Origin of the sequence: Pseudidiomarina aestuarii, assembly GCF_048263735.1 — a bacterium.
Taxonomy (GTDB): Bacteria; Pseudomonadota; Gammaproteobacteria; order Enterobacterales; family Alteromonadaceae; genus Pseudidiomarina; species Pseudidiomarina aestuarii_B.
The window spans coordinates 161441-179231 of record NZ_JBLXDX010000003.1 but is presented as its reverse complement, the minus strand read 5'-3'; the positions used below and the strand labels follow the sequence as shown (position 1 = coordinate 179231).

Here is a 17791-nt window from a genome sequence, read left to right as displayed (position 1 = left end):
GGCTATATTTAACGAACATTTCTTTGTTGTAGTTTTGCGATGACATTATCCAAAGCAAATTCAGCAGCTTTTATAACAGCCTCTTGCTCGGCTGCTAGTTCGCTTTGATGCATTGCGGTATGAGTTTTATTTCGAACTGAGGCCGCACGACGAGCTCGACCATCCTCTATACTCCAAACTGTGTACGAAACGTTTGCATCCACGACTCGAAGACCAGTAGCTGAGTCAGTTCGATGCCCACTGAGTGTTACTGAACCTATTCCGATATATGACCAGCCGCAATCGATTGCTGCATCCCGAATCGACTTCTCCATACGGGAACTCATGTCAGCGTTGCTACGAAACTCCCCATATACGTCCTCTATAAATGGAGCATCACAATCGGTTAACTCGACATACTCGAGTGGAAAGTAACCGGCATCCTCTAGTTTTTCGAATGCGATGTCAGCTAATGAGCCGTTGTAATCCTCGTTAATTTCATACTCTGACTGTGCTCTGCGGCTTACGGTACTTCCGCCTGTCTCGCGGACTGTCATATCACTCGTTGAGACGTTATCAACCGAGGAGGTGTCATCACTGGCAAAATCTTCCTCAATATTCGAGTTATTTTTGGTGCTTTCAATTTCAGTGCGACGGTCATCGAAACTTTTTTGAGAGACCACTACTTTGGCGAGGAAGAGCGAACCAAAATCGGCTGATTGACGATAATCTTGATTTGCTGCAGCTGAATTGCTGCGGAATATTTCCGCAACAAGTGCATCGTTGATTTCTGCTCGGATTGCTACATTATAGAGGTCTTGGTCTTTGTCATTTTTCTCAGCTTCAACTCGAATATTTGATATTAACTCGGGAAGTTCGGCTTCAAACTGACTTTTGAGTTGAGATTGGTACATACTCATTTGCGCAGCTGTAAAGGACGCTGTGTAGTTTTTCCAAGCGTCCTCTTTAGCTTTCTCAATCGCCTCTTGTTTTACCTCATCGTTAAACCAACTGTATTTGACGGTACCTATTCCACGCACTTCTTTAGCGAATGCAATTTGGCAGCTGAACACTGCGCAAAGAATAGTTAAAAGTAAAATGTGTCGTTTCATACTGACTACCTATTGTTGTCATCTTGAGGCTCTTTATTGAGCGAAAATATCATTTAACTTGCTCAGCGCAGCCCTTGTTTGTCTGGGATCTTCGGCATGACGATTAATCCAGTCTGCTTCTTGTTTTTTAAATTGCTTTGCATATTGCTCAAGGATACCCATGATGAGCTTTATATATTCGGAGTCATGCGAAAGCACAGAGTCGTGGCCTATCACGGCACAATTGACGTTTTTCAAATCGGAAGTTCCAATCATTTCTTCACCAAAAACGAGTTCGTAGAGTCGCCATTCTATTCGCGCCCCCCAACAAAAAGAGTCTGTTCCCCTACCTGGTTTACGCTGAAACAGAAGCTTTGCCACGCTAAATTCCATCGTATAGCCGGGCTCTGGAAGTTCTATAGTGAGATCCCCACTGGGAATCCGCGTCGCAATCTTATTACCGATAGCATGTCCAACCGAGTTAGGTATGAGCGCGTAACCCGTTTCTTTGACGAAAACATTCTCAAAGTAAGTCGCTAGATAGCGCTCTGTGCCAGCTAAATTGATATCTGAGGATAACTTCGCTTTTGAATCGCCACTGAAGCTAGCATTTGTGATCTGTAAGTAGGCCGTAGGTTTAGCTTGGAAATCTACTTCACTTAGACGAAGGGACATTTGGTCGAAGAAGTTTATGCCCAATGTTTTGTTCTGGAGCAAATTCTTAAAAACGTTACGCTGTGTATCTGTATCGGGGAGACTTTGGTAGACAGTCGTATAGCGAGTTATCAGGGGGACAGAGAAAATTAGTTTACTACTTGCTATGTCAAAAAAGAGTGAACTTCCGGAAATGACATAGTTGGTCAAATAGGAGGGTTTTCCATCAATGCTCAACTCCTCAATAGCCACCGACTCATTTGCTATCGCAATAGCAATTCCAATCTGGTCAACGGAATCCTCATCTACAAAACCTGCACGCAAGTCAAAGCTGTAATTCGGAAGCTTTTCTGATCTTAATATGTGTTCGCGAGCCCAAACCTCAATTGAATTATCATCATTACAGGTGGTATCGCCACAAAAAAAACCACTGGTTATTGGGTATGTTTCCATTCGGCTTGCCCAGTCACCTGAAAATCCAACTCCGGCCCAAGTTACAATAGGTTGCACCGCAGCAGCGTTCGATACTGAGACATTAAATATTACTGCAAGGCCCAATATGAATCGGATTATTGTTGTTATTTCCATAACGAGTTTGTAAAGTCCATGTAAACAATGTTCAGCATAGACTAAGGATTATTGATGGACAACTTTAAAATTATAGATCTCTTAGTGTATTTGTTATTGCTGACCTCTTTGGCAAGTTGTTCTTCTTCTCAAGACCTTTTGGATTCTGATATTCAGGTACTTACAGCAAGCGATACACTAATTCGTTTTAGTTATGAGCTTGATAGTGACCGAGAATCGTCAATAGCGAATTATGCATCGAAATATTGCTCTCAATTAAATGTAGATGCGGTTAGAGGAGCTAGAACGTGTGATGGGGTGGACTGTGAGATAACGTATTTTTGTGAGACTGATAAGAACTAGAATATTATCAATGTCATCGTTTTACTTTTAGTGCTCCGTAAAAGATTATTCATAGAATTTATTTTTCGATTACAGATTAAGTGTTTTTAAGCTGATATCTGGAATGTGCTTTCATCGAAAAATGAGAGATTGGTAAGGCCTGATTTTTAGTAGGGTGACAATTTCCTTAACTCCTCGATAGACTTTTGGGTTTGAAAGTTTAGAAAAATTAGTACCATTAGTACTGACATAATTGAAAATATAAACTAATCTGTAGTTTGAAATCATCAACAGGTTAGTACTATGAGTTCGGATATATCATCAAAATTAAACCGGTTGCTGAGCTTTCAACCACTGGGCGTCGTGCTCTGTTCATCTTGGCTTGTTGAAAATGGCTACAGCCTGGACTTGCAGCAACGCTATAAAAAAAGCCAGTGGTTTGAGAGCATCGGAGCGGGTGCTTTAATACGCTATGGCGACCGCGTGGATTACCTCGGTGGGGTGTATGCGATGCAAGCCCAGCTCGGCTTATCGCTACATCCTGGCGGAAAAACTGCCCTAGGATTGCAAGGGAAGGCGCATTATTTAGAGCTCTCCCCAAAGCATGTGCAGCTATTTGGCACTCATGGCGAGCATGTGCCTCTGTGGTTTAAAAAACAAGACTGGAGCGTTAACGTCAAGTGCACTCTTTCTAGCTTTCTGCCGGCGGAAATCGGTTTAACCGAAATACCGCATAAACAGTTCACGGTTAAAGTATCAGAGCCAGCGCGAGCCATCATGGAGTGTCTGTATCTTGCACCTAAATCACAATCCTTATTGGAAGCTTATGAGCTCATGGAGGGCCTTAATAATCTGCGGCCCGCATCCGTGCAAAAGTTATTAGAAGCCTGCAACTCAATAAAAGTTAAACGTTTATTTTTATATCTGGCCGAGAAAGCAAGTCACGACTGGATGAAATACCTTGATTTAAACAGAATAAACCTAGGCTTGGGTAAGCGTGCGATAGTAGCGAGCGGTGTTTACATTCCGAAATATCAAATCACTGTACCAAAGGAACTGGAGTCAATGGAATGAATGAAGCTTACAGAAAACAGGTAAAGCTGCTACTCGATGTTTTGCCGGAAATCGCGAAAGAGGATTGCTTTGCGATGCATGGCGGTACCGCGATCAATTTATTCTTGCAGGACATGCCAAGGCTTTCTGTAGATATTGATTTGACTTATGTTGGGTTAGAAGTGCGCGCGGAAGCACTCGCAGCAATCAATGCTGCGCTACTGCGAATAAAAGATCGTGTCGATAAGTTGCGAGTAACGATGAGGGCTCAGCACAAGCCAAATGTGTGTAAGCTTCAAATGAGTGAGCAAGGCGTTCAGATAAAAGTTGAAGTGAATATGGTTGGACGCGGCTTACTTGGCCCTGCAAAAAAGCTGCCACTTTGTTCAGCAGCACAAGAGCAATACAACGTGTTCTGTGCGATGCCGGTGGTGCCATTGGGTCAGCTTTACGGTGGGAAAATTTGTGCCGCGTTGGATAGACAGCATCCGCGAGACCTTTTCGACACAAAGTTATTGTTGGAAAACATAGGGTTTACTGATGAAATCAAACGGGGCTTCATATTCGCACTGATTAATAGCAATCGACCAACACATGAAATGCTTGCCCCGAACTTACTTGACCAAAGGAAAGCTTTTGAAAACCAGTTTGAAGGCATGAGTAATATTGTATTTAGTTATGCTGATTTTGAAGCAACACGAAACAAGCTGATGGATGCCATACGTCGGAGTTTGAACGAGACAGATAAACAATTTCTGCTTAGTTTCAATCAATTAGAACCGGACTGGTCTGTTTATGATTATCATCAATTTCCATCGGTAAAATGGAAGTTGATGAATTTGGCGAAGTTTAAAAACGAAAACCCTGAGGTTTATCAACTGCAGTTGGAAAAGCTTTCGGCTTTGTTGGCGAGTTGAGAATTCTACTTATGACTGCTCCGGTTTTTCGGGGGGATTACACTAACATCACCCTTTTCTTCGCGTAATATAATTAGTTATTAATATTGAGAGACTCAGAATAATGAAAAATTGCCTCCTGATCTTGCTGTTTGCTTTAAGCGTCTGCGCAAATGCGCAAGACAAGCTTTTAGACTTTAAAGCTGATACCGAAGGCAAGCTGGTGGAATGGACAGCATCACCTGATGGTGCGATTTTTCTCGATACAGAAGTGCTCTATAACGGACGACCTAGCGTAAAGTTTGACCGCCGTGATATTAGTACGAGTTCCGGTAGTTTTATTATTCGAAGAGTCCCTCTCATACCTGGTGCTCAGGTCATCGAGTTACGTGCCGTTCTTAGAGCAAAAGCAACAGGTCCCTGGGCTGGTGCAAATATTCTGCTTAGACAGGATAAAGACGAGAAGGCGATAGAGTTTAGTAACAGCCAACCATTTATTACAGGGGCCAGCGACACTGACTGGCAGAGCGTTCGTATTTCACAAAAAGTAAACCCGCAAACTGAGTCATTGGTAATTGGTGCCGTATTAGGAGGGCCTGGTGAAGCCTGGGTTAACGATTTGGAGCTATGGGTTGATGGTGAGTTACTGACCTCATTTGCTGATGCAGATCAAACAGCGACGAAGCCGGCCGATAACGCCAGAGATCATATTGTAGCCATTGATATTGACTGGGGCAGCCTAGAAGATGAGACGATTCGAGACCTCAGCGCATTTATTCAAGTTTGGGGGTTTTTGAAATATTTTCATCCAGGCGTTGCACAAGGAGAGCAAGATTGGGACCTAGAGTTTATCAAAGCAACGCACGAGATTGTGACAGGCACTGAACTCGATAACGTATTGATACCTCTGCTAGATAAAATCGGTGTACCAGCTACAGAAGAAGTTAAGGTGGATGCAATACAACAAAACTTAATCGCATCGCTAAGCTCTCAATGGTATCTCAACGACGATGTTTTTAGTCCCAAAGTCATTAATCTTCTAAGTGATCTAGCGTCAAACAGGCATTCCTTCACAGAAAGTAGATATGCGATTTCAAATGAATTAGAAATGGCTTCTTTTACTGGTGAAGGATATTTTCAAGTGAACTATTTAGAGCACGAGTTGAGACTGCTCGCTTTAGCTCGCTTATGGAATGTTTTTGAGTACTGGTTTCCCTATGAGTCGAATGAAAGTTGGTATGCGACATTACAAGATTTGACCAAACAGGTTGTTAAGAGCAGCGACCGTTCTGATTTTTTGATCACCCTTCAAACTCTTCTAGGTCAAGTGAACGATAGCCACGCCAACATGACCGAATCTATTTTTCGCCAAGGACCGTGTCAGTTGCCGTTTACTGTTCGCTATTTAGAGGGGCATGTTGTCATTAACCGCATTTACAAAGATATACCGCAACATGACATAAAAATTGGCGATAAGATTATAGCGCTCGACGGCGAGAGTTTTGAGGACTTATTCGAACGCTGGTTACCACTATATTCTGCAAGTAATGAACAAGCGCGCTTTTATGGATTGGCAAACAACTTGCTCTTTCGAAGCTGTAACGAGCCCACAGTCGTGACAATAGGCCGCCAGTCTAAACAATTTGACGTTAGCGTTTCTGAATATGAGACAATCGCCAACGCAAACCATGCCTTGCCGGGTGATGTTGTGCAGACCTTAGAAGATGACGTAACCTACCTCAAAGTTGTGGGTGTTGACTTTGACGCTGTTGACGAAGCCCTCGAAAAAGCTCAGCAGTCGGGTAAGCTCATTATCGACGTGCGAGGGTATCCCAGTGAATTTATTCTCTATTACTTAGCTAGCCGACTTACTGAAAAGCCACTACCGTTCGCGCAGTTAGCACGGGTGCATCCAAACTCTCCTGGTAACGTTGTTCTGATCGACCATACGCCAACTATTGAACCATCCGAGCCTATTATCACGCTCGGCGGTATCGCTATTCTCGTTGATGAAGCGACGCTTAGTCAGTCTGAATTTAGTGCACTGGCCTGGCGAGAGCTGCCGAATTCAATCGTAATTGGTAGCACCACAGCAGGAGCTATTGGAAATGTAAGCAGCGTGCCATTACCTAATGGCATGCATGTGTTCTTTACCGGGTTGAGAGTTCTCGATAATACGGGTCAAGATGTTCAGCATAGAGGTATTGTTCCCGATATTTTTACAAAACCAACGATCGCTGACTTACAAAGCGGACGTGATGTTGTCATTGACACCGCTATCGAATGGTTACATATGAAAGGGAAGTAAGTTCTTATTTCAAAACAACTTTTAATTAAATCAATTCTTACTGATTAAGAATAATGAAATTTAATAATAAGATACTTGAGAGGAAGTGGCTTAGGTCTATTAACTGTGACCTCTCCCATGAAATAACACTATATTTTCAACGAGATTTCAGATTTTATGAGTGACCCCGTGGTTAGCTGAGGAGTCGATATAATTCAAAACGATGAACAAGAAAGGATCGAATAATTATGGATTCAAAAAAATGGGTTTCACTAATCGCTTCACTTGTTCTCATGGGGCATGCATTTTTAGGAATCATTAGTGGTGAACTCATGCTTAAAGGAGGCGAAACTATAAGCTTCGATGTAGAACCTTTATCCTTTCTAGCTATTGTTGCGATAGAAATTACCGTAACGCTTTATGTAATATGGGCTTTTTTAATAAAAAAGGAAGACACTCAGCAGCACATACCTAAATAAGTGGTCCTAATAAAAAATATGATAATGACTTCTATCTTTGAGTGGCTTGCTTTAAATGGCGCACCCGACAGGAGTCGAACCTGTGACCTCTGCCTCCGGAGGGCAGCGCTCTATCCAGCTGAGCTACGGGTGCGTATTGTGGGGCTGCTGATGAGCAGGCGGGAATTCTAGGGAAAATCGGCGGTAATGTCCAGCCATAAAAGCCCACCACCGCTGTCGCAAAAACTTCATCAACTGGTCAAGGCAATTTCACACTTGGCGCGAAACATAGACGAAACCCACAGCGGGAGAAGGTCATGCCCCAAGCTCGTCTGAATGCGCGTACGTTGTTTATTTCTGATGTTCATCTCGGCTCGAAGGATTGTAAGGCCGAGTTCCTCCTTCACCTCCTAAAACGAATTGACGTCGAGCGGCTTTATTTGGTCGGTGATATTGTCGATTTCTGGGCGATGAAAAAGCAGATGTTTTGGCCGGCTGAACACCATCAGGTGTTCAGCAACTGCTGAAAATGGCGAAGCAGGGCGTTGAGGTTATCTACATACCTGGTAATCATGATGAAGTGATGCGTAAGTATCGGCATCCGGATGTGGCGAGCATTCGCATCCAGAAGCAAGCCATTCATACTACCGCGAAGAATCAACGCTTATTGGTCATGCACGGTGACGCGTTCGACGCCGAAACCTGCCATAGCCAATGGCTGAGTTTGATTGGTGATCACCTCTACGATGCGGTGATGTTTCTTAACCGCCAGACGCACAAGCTGCGTAAGAAGTTCGGACATAACTATTGGTCGTTGGCGGCATATGTGAAAAGCCAAGTGGGTAAGGTCGAACAGGTGATTGGCCATTATCGTGCGGCGGCGGTGCGTGAAGCGACGAAACGTAAGCTCGATGGCATTATTTGTGGGCACATTCACCGTCCTGAAATTACGCCCACTGACGGCAAACTTTACGTAAACACCGGCGATTGGGTGGAGAATTGTACAGCTATTTTGGAAAGCTCGGACGGCGAGTTGCACCTGCTTCGCTATACCGATGCGGCTATGACCACAGCGACCAACGAAGCACGCACACTAAACCGCGGCCATGAACAGCAACAACACGCGACATAACGTCCCAACCATGCGATAAAGCTCGCCGTATCGACTTGTCTATTTTAGGTCGATCAGGCATCTTGTGGGGCAAGTATTTGATTATCCACAAGAGGGTTCTAACGTGAAAACCATCACCACTTTACTAACAGCGTCGATACTCACGCTGAGTATGCTCGCCACCACACCTGCTAAAGCGGCATCAACGTGGCAAGATTATCTCCAAACCACCACAACTTTCGCTGAGCAAGCTCCTGCGAATCCAGATGTCATGGTAGTGTTTGTACCAGAAGCGGAAACCCTGCAACTGCCATCACGGTTCTCTACTGATGCGCGGAATCAGGTTAGTCGTGTTGCCGATGTCGCTGAGTTTACTGGCAAGTCTGGCCAAGTGGTTGAAGTGATTGCACCAGCGGGCCTAGACGCGAAGCGGTTGTGGTTGATGGGCACCGGCACTGAACTCGAAGCCACGAAAGCCGAAGAGTTGGGCGCAACTATTGCCGCTAAATTGAATGACAAAACCACTACGGTGATGCTGGACGCCAATGGCTTAGACGCGCAGCAAGTCGCGCACATTGCGCACGGCATGGACTTACGCAACTACCGGTTTGATCGCTATAAGAAAGAGCCTAAGCCGCGCCCAAATTACGCGATTACTTGGCAAGTAGCTGATACCACCGCAACCGAGCAAGCCTACGCGCAAACGCAGCCGCTTGCGCACGGTGTATTTGTTGCCCGTGACATCATCAATTTACCGGGCAGCGACGGCTATCCGAAGGCTATTGCTGAACTCGCTAAAGCTGCCGCTGAACCCTATGGCATCAAGGCAACTATTCTCACGCCTGAACAAGTGAAAGAACTGGGCATGGGCTCGTTGTATGGCGTCAGCCAAGGTAGCCAACACAAAGCACATATGCTGATTCTTGAGTGGCAGGGTGCCGGCAACGATGAAGCGCCGATCGCTCTGGTAGGTAAAGGCAACACCTTCGACACCGGTGGCTACAACTTAAAAACTAGCGGCGGCTCGATTCTGCGTATGCAAACTGACAAAGCCGGCGGTGCCGCAGTTATTGGTGCTGTGATGGCACTAGCAGGACAGAAAGCTGACGTGAACGTAGCGGGTGTCGTGCCATTGTCACACAACCTGATTTCTGGTTCAGCGACATTGCCAGGTGATGTACTGATTGCCGGCGATGGCACTCGTATTGAGGTTACCAGCACTGATGCTGAGGGTAGACTGATTTTAGCCGACGGCATTTGGTATGCACGTGATCGATTAAAAGCTCGTGCCATTGCAGACATTGCGACTTTGACTGGCTCGAAAGTGGGCGCGTTAGGTACTGAATATTCTGCGGTATTCACACCAGATGAAACCATACTCAACGCCATCAAGGCGGCAGGTGATGACACTGCTGAGTTGGTGTGGCAACTGCCATTGGGCCCGTATGATGGCATTATTGATAGCTGGTTAGCAGACATCAAAAATACCGGTGGTCCAGGTGCACAAGCTGGTGCACGTTTCCTTCAGCATTTTGCGCAAGACACGCCGTGGGTGCATATCGACATGGCGGGCAATGCTTACAGCGAAAGCGCCAAAGGTATTCATCCAGCTGGTGGTAATGGCTACGGTGTGCGCTTACTCACCGAGTGGGTGAAGCAGTACGACGCAGCAACCAGCGCCGACTAACCACTTACATAATTACCGCACGAATAGCGAGGCCGACCAGCGTGATCACAATCACGCCGGCGGCCCATAAGCCAACAAACCACGCAAGCTGGCGCCAGCCGGAACGACCTGAAGCAGAACGACCTGAAGCAAAACGCTTAGTCATGGTAACCACTATCAGCGTCAACTTTGCCGCGGAACACCCAATAGGTGTAGCCGGTGTAGGCAAAAATAATCGGAATCAGTACCACCGCTCCTACCAATAAGAACTTCAAGCTATTGTCCGGTGCAGCGGCTTCCCAAATGGTGATTTCAAACGGCACCAAGTAAGGGAAAATACTGACCGCGAAGCCCGCAAACGAAAGTAAGAACAGTCCCAGAGCCCACAAATAAGGGCGGCCTTCTTGTTGTTTGAACAGTGAGCGCAACAACCCAAACGTCACGCCTGCTAGCACTACCGGCAACACCCACAACCATACTGAGGCTGGAAAGCTAAACCAACGCTCGGCAATGGTGGCATCGCGCCAGGGTAGGTACAGGCTGACAAAAGCAATGGCAGCAACCAACAGCAAGGCGGCTTTGCGCGCTAGTGCATAGCTCCGCGTCTGCAAGTCTCCCGAGGTTTTCATCACGAGCCAACTAGCACCCAGTAGGGCATAACCAACCACTACTGCTAGGCCGCAGAAAATGCTGAATGGCGTGAGCCAATCAAACCAACCACCGGCGTAGGCACGGCCTTCTACCTCAATACCCTGAAGCATGGCGCCCAGCATGATGCCTTGGCTCACGGCGGCAACGAAAGAGCCGATAATAAAGGATAGATCCCAAATGTGCTTCGCGCGCTTGGTCTTGAACCGATATTCAAAGGCGACGCCACGGAAAATCAGCCCCAACAACATGGCGATCACCGGCATATATAAGGCGGGCATCAGCACGGCGTAAGCGAGTGGGAATACTGCCAGTAAGCCACCGCCACCGAGTACTAGCCAAGTCTCATTGCCGTCCCACACGGGAGCGACTGTATTCATCATAATGTCGCGGTCTTGCTCCTTCTTAAACCACGGGAAGAGCAGCGCAACGCCAAGGTCAAAGCCGTCCAATGCCACGTAAGCAAACACGGCAACAGCAATCAGAATGGCCCAAATCAGTGCGTAATCCATTACTTGTCCTCCCTTTTAGACGGTGACTGATCATCGTCATCGTAGAACATCCTCTCAACTGCCATCGCATGCTGACGTTTGGCATAATCTGGAATGTTCACGTTATCTGGTGAACCTGCCATTTTCCGGATGATGTAGAAGGTTCCTGCACCAAACACGAGGAAATAGACCACAATGAACGCCAGCAGACTGCCCGCAATACCTTCAAGTGCAATCGGCGATGCCGCATCAGAAGTACGCAATAATCCATAGACCACCCACGGCTGACGACCCACTTCGGTGACTATCCAGCCGGCAACTACAGCCACGAAACCCATGGGTCCCATGAATAGAGCTGCACGGTGTAACAGTGGTGAGTCATAGAGCTTGCCACGCCAGCGCTGAATACCGGACCACACACCAATCAGCACCATCAACATGCCAATCCCAACCATCACGCGGAACGACCAGAACACAATGGCGACAGGTGGCCATTCATCACGAGGGAACGCATCCAATCCAGTCACTTCTGCATCAAAGTCATGCTTGAGAATGAAGCTCGCAAGCCCCGGGATTTTGACGGCGTAATCAACACTGGCGGTGTCTTCGTTAGGCAAGCCGAATAAGTACAATGGCGCCTGACGCTGGGTCTCAAAGTGACCCTCCATAGCGGCGACTTTGGCAGGTTGGTATTCCTGTGTATTCAAGCCATGCAGGTCACCCACGAACACTTGCAACGGAGCGACAATCAACGCCATCCACATCGCCATCGAGAACATCTTGCGGGCACCCGCGTTGGTTTTGTCTTTTAGCAAATGCCAAGCGGCAACGGCACCCACCACAAATGCGGTGGTCAGATAAGCGGCGAGCAGCATGTGCGCTAATCGATACGGGAATGACGGATTGAAGACAACTTCAAACCAATCGACCACAATAAATTGGCCGACGTCATTCATGGCAAAGCCAGTGGGTGTTTGCATCCAGCTGTTGACCGATAAAATCCAGAAGGCGCTGATGGCGGTGCCAATCGCGACCATCAAGGTCGCAAAGAAGTGAAGTTTTTCGCCCACCTTATTCATGCCAAACAGCATGACGCCGAGAAAACCCGCCTCGAGGAAAAAGGCGGTCAGAACTTCATAGCCCATGAGCGGGCCGATTACCGGTCCTGCTTTGTCCGAGAACACGGACCAATTGGTACCAAACTGGTAGCTCATCACAATGCCAGACACGACTCCCATCCCGAACGCAACGGCGAAAATCTTCACCCAGTAGCGAAAGAGTTTTTGGTAAACCGGGTTACGGGTTTTGAGGTAGAGCCCCTCGAGCACCGCAAGGTAGCTGGCAAGGCCAATGGTAAATGCAGGAAAAATAATGTGAAAAGCGACGGTGAAAGCAAACTGAAAGCGTGCCAACAACAAAGCAGTTGGGTCTTGGATAAAACCGCTAGTGATAGCACTAGTTGCAACGAGCGTAAGCATAAACACCTCGAACAGCAATGGGTGTATTTACTATACGCTCCTGCTCACGAAATGTTCAGCCCACCACCGAGACCATTTCTAATGCTCGGGATACTTTAACTAATAGTGAATGGTGAACAGGTTATAGAGAACAGACAAGAATAGATCTGTTCACTTTCTACTGTTCACTATTCACCTGTTTTATCTCTTCGAGTCTTTTGTCGATTGCTGTGCGTGAGAGCCACTGGCCACGAACCATGACGCCCTGTGTATCCCGCAACCGAGTGATGTCTTCGAGCGGATTGCCGTTCACGATCATAAAGTCGGCGCGTTGTCCGGCGGCGATGGTGCCAAATGCGTCTTGCTCGGCAAAATACTCACCAGCGGCAACGGTGGCCGAGCGAATAATAGCGTCAGCCGGAATCCCAGCGTCTTGCATAAAACGAATTTCATGGTGAATCGAGAATCCAGGTACGCTGAAAAGCTGCGGCGCATCGGTGCCAAAAATAATGTCCACGCCGCCGTCATACAGCGCTTTCAATAGCTGCTGTCGATTGGCTTGTTGAATCGCAGCAGTTGATTCATTGAAGTATGAGGTTGATGGATTCTCAAGGAAGCCACGCCAGCCGTCACTCACTTGTTGTGGCACGTAAGCGAGCTCTGGGTAGCCTAACAATGCCTCGGCATCACCTGCGCCAATGAGCGTTGCCCAAAGTGCTTGGGTAGGAACCACAGCAACATTAGCAGCAAGGCTCATTTCGACTAACTGCTCCAGTTCTTCGCTAGTAATAGGGCGGTTGACGGCATCCACAGCTTCCAAGTAGCCATCTAAGTGATCAATAGTGCGTTGGCCTTCTGTCAAAGCATTCGCTAGACCAACGTCGCTGGGTACATGCCCGCCGAATTCCATATCTGATTCACGTGCAGTACGCGCCATGGCTTGGTATTCAGCTAGCGTCAGCCCGGGATGTACTTTGAGCAAATCCCAACCTTCTTCACGTTGGTCAATCACGCGTTGGGTGGCCGTTTCTGGTGACTCAATAGAATTACCATTAAAACTCGGACCGGCTAAATATAGGGTTGGGCCGACCATTTCACCGGCGGAAATTGATGCTTTTAAATCAAGTTGATGGGGATAACCCAACATGCCGCGTACCGTAGTGACACCGTTGGCAACGTATAAAAACAGGACATCTTCAAGGTAGCGCTCTGGTAATTGTCCAAAGCTACTGGCAGGCGGCACATGTCCATGCATTTCCGCAAAGCCTGCAACCACGTATCCGCCAGCACCATCAATCACGGTGGCACCCATAGGCGTTTCAGTATCAGCGGGTAAGATTGCGGAGATGCGGTCATTTTCGATGAAAATAACCCGATCTTCGTCAATTTTCGACGAATTTCCAGAAACATCTACAATGTTGACGTTACGAACCACGGTATCGGCAGCAACGGCAGGTGCAGTGCTGTTTTCAGCGGTGCAGCCAACCAAAGTAAGAATAGTCGCCGCGATAGCGACGTAGGAAGAATGAAATGAACGCATGGAAACCTCCGTTAAGAGGCGAGCACGACTTGGTTGCGCCCCTGTTTTTTTGCGGTATAGAGCGCAGTATCGGCGTCGATAAGGAGTGCTTGCAAGGCTTCATGTCGGGATTTGCGATGAATGACCCCAATACTAACGGTCAACTGAATGGGTCTTCCCTGATACTCAAACGGCTCACCACCAATAGCTTCGAGCAGTCTATCGGCAATCGCTATGGCGGCTCTCTCATCTGTTCCTGGAAGCGCAATCGAGAACTCCTCGCCACCCACGCGTGCCGCTACGTCTTGCTCTCTGAGTTGAGACCGAATCTGGCGCGCAACCCAGCGTAAGCAAGCATCTCCTGCGGCATGCCCGTATTGGTCATTGATGGCTTTGAAATGGTCGAGATCCAGCATCAAAGCACTAAAATCGTTCTCTTCGACTTCGCTCAGCGAGAAATGATCCTCTGCCTGTTGATAGAAAGCACGTCGATTAAACAATTTGGTGAGGTCATCGTAATTGGCGAGTTGAGTTAGCCGATTCTCACTACTAACAAACACCAACAGCGGAAACACCATTGCGGTTGCTGTGGTGAGCAACAAGTGATTGACCAATATCCACTCGAGCAAAGGCGCAAAGCTGGGTAAAGGTCCTTCTCGCACTGAGGTGAAAAGTAAACTTGATTGTATGATCATGATCAGAGCATGCGCCCCGAAAAGTAGCGCTAAAACCAGTTTCGGTAGCACAGAACGGGTTGGCACTTTGACCAGTAACAAGGTTGCGTAACCGAACGATCCGGCCAGCACTATGGAGGTCACCAACTGAGCCAGTAATGGTTCTCCATGCAGAGGAGCAAGCAAAATAGCACAACAGACCCAAAGCGCTCGTAAATAAAGGAAACTACGTGTGTAATGGAGGTATTCGCGAAGGCCGGCAACCGCAATTAACGGCGCCAATATAATCAGTAAATCAGCGAAATAGACGGTGAGTAGCGGTGCATCAATGAAGGCTCGCAAACTCGCCGTAACCGCAGCTCCCGCGAACACAAAACAAGCCACTGACCAGTAGACAAAGCAGCGCTGCTGCTGGCGTAATCGATAGATTACCAACATCAAAAATCCGAGCAGTATGTTCATCACTATACTGACGATTATCAGAGTCGGAAGATGCAACATCAGACGCCTGCTTCACCCGTTATTGGCACAAAACTGATCGAAGCATACGGAACTTACACAAAATAAACAAACCATTTGTCGTTGTCTCATAGGGCTTGGTCGGAAATCTATTGCACACCACCCAAGCACTGTTAATCTGGGGAAAGACGGTAAATAGTGAACAGTGAATAGTGAACAGACAAAGAAAAACATGCTGCCGAGCGGTTTGCCATTCCCTGTTCACTATTCACTGTTCACTTGACGAACAACATCGCAAACTAGCAGAGGATACTCCATGCAGAACTACACATTGATTGGTGCCGCGTTGCTGACGCTCGGGCTGACGGCCCCGAGCGCTTCGGCTGATACGCTGAGCGCGACCACAGACACCGCAACTATCCCCGATACTAAGCAAACCTTTAGTGCTGAGGATGTATTTGCCTTGGAGTGGGCGAACAATGTGCAAGTCAGCCCCGATGGTAAGCATGTGGTCTATGTAAGGTCGCGCTATGACATCATGACCGACGGCACGCGCAATGCGCTGTGGTTGATTGATGTGGAAAGCGGAGCCCATACGCCGTTGTTTGCAGACCAGTATCAATATGGCAATCCAACTTGGTCGCCAGATGGCACCCGTTTAGCTTTCACCTCGAATCGTGCAGGCAAGAATCAAATTCATGTGTATTGGCTAGAGCAGCAAAAGCTCACTGCGGTGACCAGTGTTCAGCAAAGTCCGGGTAACTTAAGTTGGTCGCCGAACGGCACGCACATCGCCTTTATGATGAACGAGCCAGCTCCGAAAACAGACTTTGCCAAGTCAGTGAAGTCAGCGAGCAAACCGAAAGACGCGAAATGGGCGCCGGCACCGATTGTGGTTGAACGCACCTTTTATCAGCGTGATGGCCAAGGCGTGGTGCCGTCGGCGTATCGGCAAGTGTTTGTGGTTCCCAGCGACGGTGGTAGTGCACGACAGCTGACGGCTGGCGCATTTGACCACGGTGGGCCACTCACCTGGCGCGACAACCAACACATCATTTTCGGCGCAACGCGCGCCGAAAATTGGGAATATCAAACTGGCGAGCAAGACTTGTGGCAGGTGCATACGCAGTCACTCGAGCTGACGCAGCTCACCGATCAACCCGGCGGTGAATATTCTGCCAGCCTATCGCCTGACGGCAAAAATCTGGCTTTCTTGAGCCGCTCTAGTGCACCAGAGCCTTATCACAATGCAAAGTTGCAGGTCATGAATCTGAGTAATGGCGACATTCAATCGTTGCAAGCCGACTTTGACCGTTCAATGGAAAGCCCGCAATGGCTCGACAACAAAACACTAGCAGTTCAATACGCCGACCGCGGTCAGTACAAACTAGCGCAAGTGACCTTGAACGATCGTCGCACCGACTTAACCGATAAAATCGGTGGCACCAGTGTGAGTCGTCCTTATCTGTTCGGCATGTTCTCTGCCGCTGCGGACTCAGACGTGATTGCCTTTACCTATGGCAGCGCCACTCGACCGGCTGACGTTGCTGTGTATGATTTAAAGCAGCGCTCAGAAGCTAAGCGCACACGAGTTCTGACCGCGTTGAACGAAGACGTACTGGGGTATCGTGAGCTGGCGCAGCTGAACGAGTTTACCTATGACTCCAGCTTTGACGGCACCGAAATTCATGGCTGGTATCTCACTCCACCAAACTATGATCCGAGCAAAGCTTACCCAACCATGGTCGAAATTCATGGTGGCCCGCACTTGGCTTATGGTCCGTTCTTTAGTGCCGAGCATCAGCGTTATGCGGCGGAAGGTTTTGTTGTTTTCTACAACAACTATCGCGGTAGCACCTCCTACGGGAAAGACTTCGCGATGTTATTGGATGGCTTTTATTCGTCGGACAACGACTTAGCCGACCATCTGTCAGGCCTTGATGTGTTGATTGAGAAAGGCGTCGCCGACCCGAATAATCTGTTTATTGCAGGCGGTTCAGCAGGCGGTATCGCAACCGCGTTTGCCGTTGGTACCACAGATCGGTTTAATGCCGCTGCAGCAACAAACCCAGTCATCAACTGGGTGAGCAAAACCCTGACAGCTGATAGCTCCATTGGTCAAATCACCAATCAGTTCCCAGCGTTGCCATGGGAAGATCCGGACCACTACTGGGCGCGCTCACCACTGTCGCGAGTTGGCAATGTGAAAACCCCAGTCCTGATGTTCACAGGTGAGAAAGATCGACGCACACCTATTGCTGAAACCGAGCAGTTCTATCAAGCGCTAAAAATTCGTCAAGTTCCAACGGTGATGGTGCGCATTCCCGATGCTTACCATGGTGTTACGGCGCGGCCGTCGCGCATCAATGCCAAGGTCGATTACACGGTAGCTTGGTTTAAGCGTTATTTGAAATCAGCTGACGGCGAATAAGTTCTCGC

At 47.9% G+C, this 17791-nt stretch carries 15 protein-coding genes and 1 tRNA gene; 8 read left to right on the top strand and 8 right to left on the bottom strand.

The genetic code is table 11. The annotated features are described in order from the left end of the window. Positions 1-8: 8 nt before the first annotated feature. Both ACN0S4_RS07960 and ACN0S4_RS07955 read right to left on the bottom strand, forming a co-directional pair. Entirely contained in the window at positions 9-1091 is a 1083-nt protein-coding gene (locus ACN0S4_RS07960) for a hypothetical protein (RefSeq protein WP_417657151.1), read from the bottom strand. A gap of 33 nt (positions 1092-1124) precedes the next feature. Then, positions 1125-2312, bottom strand: coding sequence for a hypothetical protein (locus ACN0S4_RS07955; RefSeq protein WP_417657150.1), 1188 nt, complete (start codon positions 2310-2312; stop codon positions 1125-1127). Between the two features lie 624 nt (positions 2313-2936). Here ACN0S4_RS07955 and ACN0S4_RS07950 point away from each other — a divergent pair. From ACN0S4_RS07950 to ACN0S4_RS07935, 4 genes are all read left to right on the top strand, one after another. Then, entirely contained in the window at positions 2937-3707 is a 771-nt protein-coding gene (locus ACN0S4_RS07950) for a type IV toxin-antitoxin system AbiEi family antitoxin domain-containing protein (RefSeq protein WP_417657149.1), read from the top strand. Further along, positions 3704-4603 carry a nucleotidyl transferase AbiEii/AbiGii toxin family protein gene (locus ACN0S4_RS07945; RefSeq protein WP_417657148.1) on the top strand — a complete coding sequence of 300 codons (900 nt, stop codon included), beginning with the start codon at positions 3704-3706 and terminating at the stop codon, positions 4601-4603. The genes ACN0S4_RS07950 and ACN0S4_RS07945 overlap by 4 nt, the downstream gene beginning before the upstream one ends. A gap of 103 nt (positions 4604-4706) precedes the next feature. After that, positions 4707-6890 carry a S41 family peptidase gene (locus tag ACN0S4_RS07940; protein WP_417657147.1) on the top strand — a complete coding sequence of 728 codons (2184 nt, stop codon included), beginning with the start codon at positions 4707-4709 and terminating at the stop codon, positions 6888-6890. 227 nt (positions 6891-7117) lie between these two features. Further along, on the top strand, positions 7118-7348 hold the full coding sequence (locus tag ACN0S4_RS07935) for a hypothetical protein (protein ID WP_417657146.1): 231 nt from the start codon (positions 7118-7120) through the stop codon (positions 7346-7348). A 56-nt stretch (positions 7349-7404) separates the two neighbouring features. On the opposite strand, the gene ACN0S4_RS07930 is transcribed toward ACN0S4_RS07935, so the two are convergent. Next, positions 7405-7481 (bottom strand) — tRNA-Arg (locus tag ACN0S4_RS07930). A 163-nt stretch (positions 7482-7644) separates the two neighbouring features. Here ACN0S4_RS07930 and ACN0S4_RS07925 point away from each other — a divergent pair. The 3 genes from ACN0S4_RS07925 to ACN0S4_RS07915 all read left to right on the top strand — a co-directional run bounded on the left by ACN0S4_RS07925 (position 7645) and on the right by ACN0S4_RS07915 (position 10125). Continuing rightward, complete coding sequence (locus tag ACN0S4_RS07925; protein WP_417657145.1) at positions 7645-7854, top strand: hypothetical protein; 210 nt, start codon at positions 7645-7647, stop codon at positions 7852-7854. Positions 7855-7856: 2 nt separating this feature from the next. Further along, positions 7857-8459 carry a UDP-2,3-diacylglucosamine diphosphatase gene (locus tag ACN0S4_RS07920; RefSeq protein ID WP_417657144.1) on the top strand — a complete coding sequence of 201 codons (603 nt, stop codon included), beginning with the start codon at positions 7857-7859 and terminating at the stop codon, positions 8457-8459. A gap of 64 nt (positions 8460-8523) precedes the next feature. Then, positions 8524-10125 (top strand): leucyl aminopeptidase family protein, encoded by a 1602-nt coding sequence (locus tag ACN0S4_RS07915; protein WP_417657143.1) that lies wholly within the window; start codon positions 8524-8526, stop codon positions 10123-10125. A gap of 4 nt (positions 10126-10129) precedes the next feature. Here ACN0S4_RS07915 and ACN0S4_RS07910 read toward each other — a convergent pair whose 3' ends face one another. The 5 genes from ACN0S4_RS07910 to ACN0S4_RS07890 form a co-directional block, all read right to left on the bottom strand. Continuing rightward, complete coding sequence (locus tag ACN0S4_RS07910; RefSeq protein ID WP_417657142.1) at positions 10130-10270, bottom strand: hypothetical protein; 141 nt, start codon at positions 10268-10270, stop codon at positions 10130-10132. Further along, positions 10263-11264 carry a cytochrome d ubiquinol oxidase subunit II gene (gene cydB, locus ACN0S4_RS07905; protein WP_417657141.1) on the bottom strand — a complete coding sequence of 334 codons (1002 nt, stop codon included), beginning with the start codon at positions 11262-11264 and terminating at the stop codon, positions 10263-10265. The genes ACN0S4_RS07910 and cydB overlap by 8 nt, the downstream gene beginning before the upstream one ends. Next, a complete protein-coding gene (locus ACN0S4_RS07900; RefSeq protein WP_417657140.1) occupies positions 11264-12721 on the bottom strand; it encodes a cytochrome ubiquinol oxidase subunit I in 1458 nt (485 codons plus the stop codon). The genes cydB and ACN0S4_RS07900 overlap by 1 nt, the downstream gene beginning before the upstream one ends. Before the next feature lie 157 nt (positions 12722-12878). Beyond that, positions 12879-14240 (bottom strand): amidohydrolase family protein, encoded by a 1362-nt coding sequence (locus ACN0S4_RS07895; RefSeq protein ID WP_417657139.1) that lies wholly within the window; start codon positions 14238-14240, stop codon positions 12879-12881. A gap of 11 nt (positions 14241-14251) precedes the next feature. Continuing rightward, positions 14252-15331, bottom strand: coding sequence for a GGDEF domain-containing protein (locus ACN0S4_RS07890; RefSeq protein ID WP_417657138.1), 1080 nt, complete (start codon positions 15329-15331; stop codon positions 14252-14254). A gap of 337 nt (positions 15332-15668) precedes the next feature. Between ACN0S4_RS07890 and ACN0S4_RS07885 the strand changes: the two genes are divergently transcribed. Next, positions 15669-17783, top strand: a complete 2115-nt coding sequence (locus ACN0S4_RS07885) for a S9 family peptidase (protein ID WP_417657137.1) — start codon at positions 15669-15671, stop codon at positions 17781-17783. The last annotated feature ends 8 nt before the right edge of the window (positions 17784-17791 follow it).

Coding starts and splice junctions, on each gene's coding strand:
- ACN0S4_RS07960 (WP_417657151.1), bottom strand. CDS start 1,091: ATGAAACGACACATTTTACTTTTAACTATTCTTTGCGCAGTGTTCAGC.
- ACN0S4_RS07955 (WP_417657150.1), bottom strand. CDS start 2,312: ATGGAAATAACAACAATAATCCGATTCATATTGGGCCTTGCAGTAATA.
- ACN0S4_RS07950 (WP_417657149.1), top strand. CDS start 2,937: ATGAGTTCGGATATATCATCAAAATTAAACCGGTTGCTGAGCTTTCAA.
- ACN0S4_RS07945 (WP_417657148.1), top strand. CDS start 3,704: ATGAATGAAGCTTACAGAAAACAGGTAAAGCTGCTACTCGATGTTTTG.
- ACN0S4_RS07940 (WP_417657147.1), top strand. CDS start 4,707: ATGAAAAATTGCCTCCTGATCTTGCTGTTTGCTTTAAGCGTCTGCGCA.
- ACN0S4_RS07935 (WP_417657146.1), top strand. CDS start 7,118: ATGGATTCAAAAAAATGGGTTTCACTAATCGCTTCACTTGTTCTCATG.
- ACN0S4_RS07925 (WP_417657145.1), top strand. CDS start 7,645: ATGCCCCAAGCTCGTCTGAATGCGCGTACGTTGTTTATTTCTGATGTT.
- ACN0S4_RS07920 (WP_417657144.1), top strand. CDS start 7,857: ATGGCGAAGCAGGGCGTTGAGGTTATCTACATACCTGGTAATCATGAT.
- ACN0S4_RS07910 (WP_417657142.1), bottom strand. CDS start 10,270: ATGACTAAGCGTTTTGCTTCAGGTCGTTCTGCTTCAGGTCGTTCCGGC.
- cydB (WP_417657141.1), bottom strand. CDS start 11,264: ATGGATTACGCACTGATTTGGGCCATTCTGATTGCTGTTGCCGTGTTT.
- ACN0S4_RS07900 (WP_417657140.1), bottom strand. CDS start 12,721: ATGCTTACGCTCGTTGCAACTAGTGCTATCACTAGCGGTTTTATCCAA.
- ACN0S4_RS07895 (WP_417657139.1), bottom strand. CDS start 14,240: ATGCGTTCATTTCATTCTTCCTACGTCGCTATCGCGGCGACTATTCTT.
- ACN0S4_RS07890 (WP_417657138.1), bottom strand. CDS start 15,331: ATGTTGGTAATCTATCGATTACGCCAGCAGCAGCGCTGCTTTGTCTAC.
- ACN0S4_RS07885 (WP_417657137.1), top strand. CDS start 15,669: ATGCAGAACTACACATTGATTGGTGCCGCGTTGCTGACGCTCGGGCTG.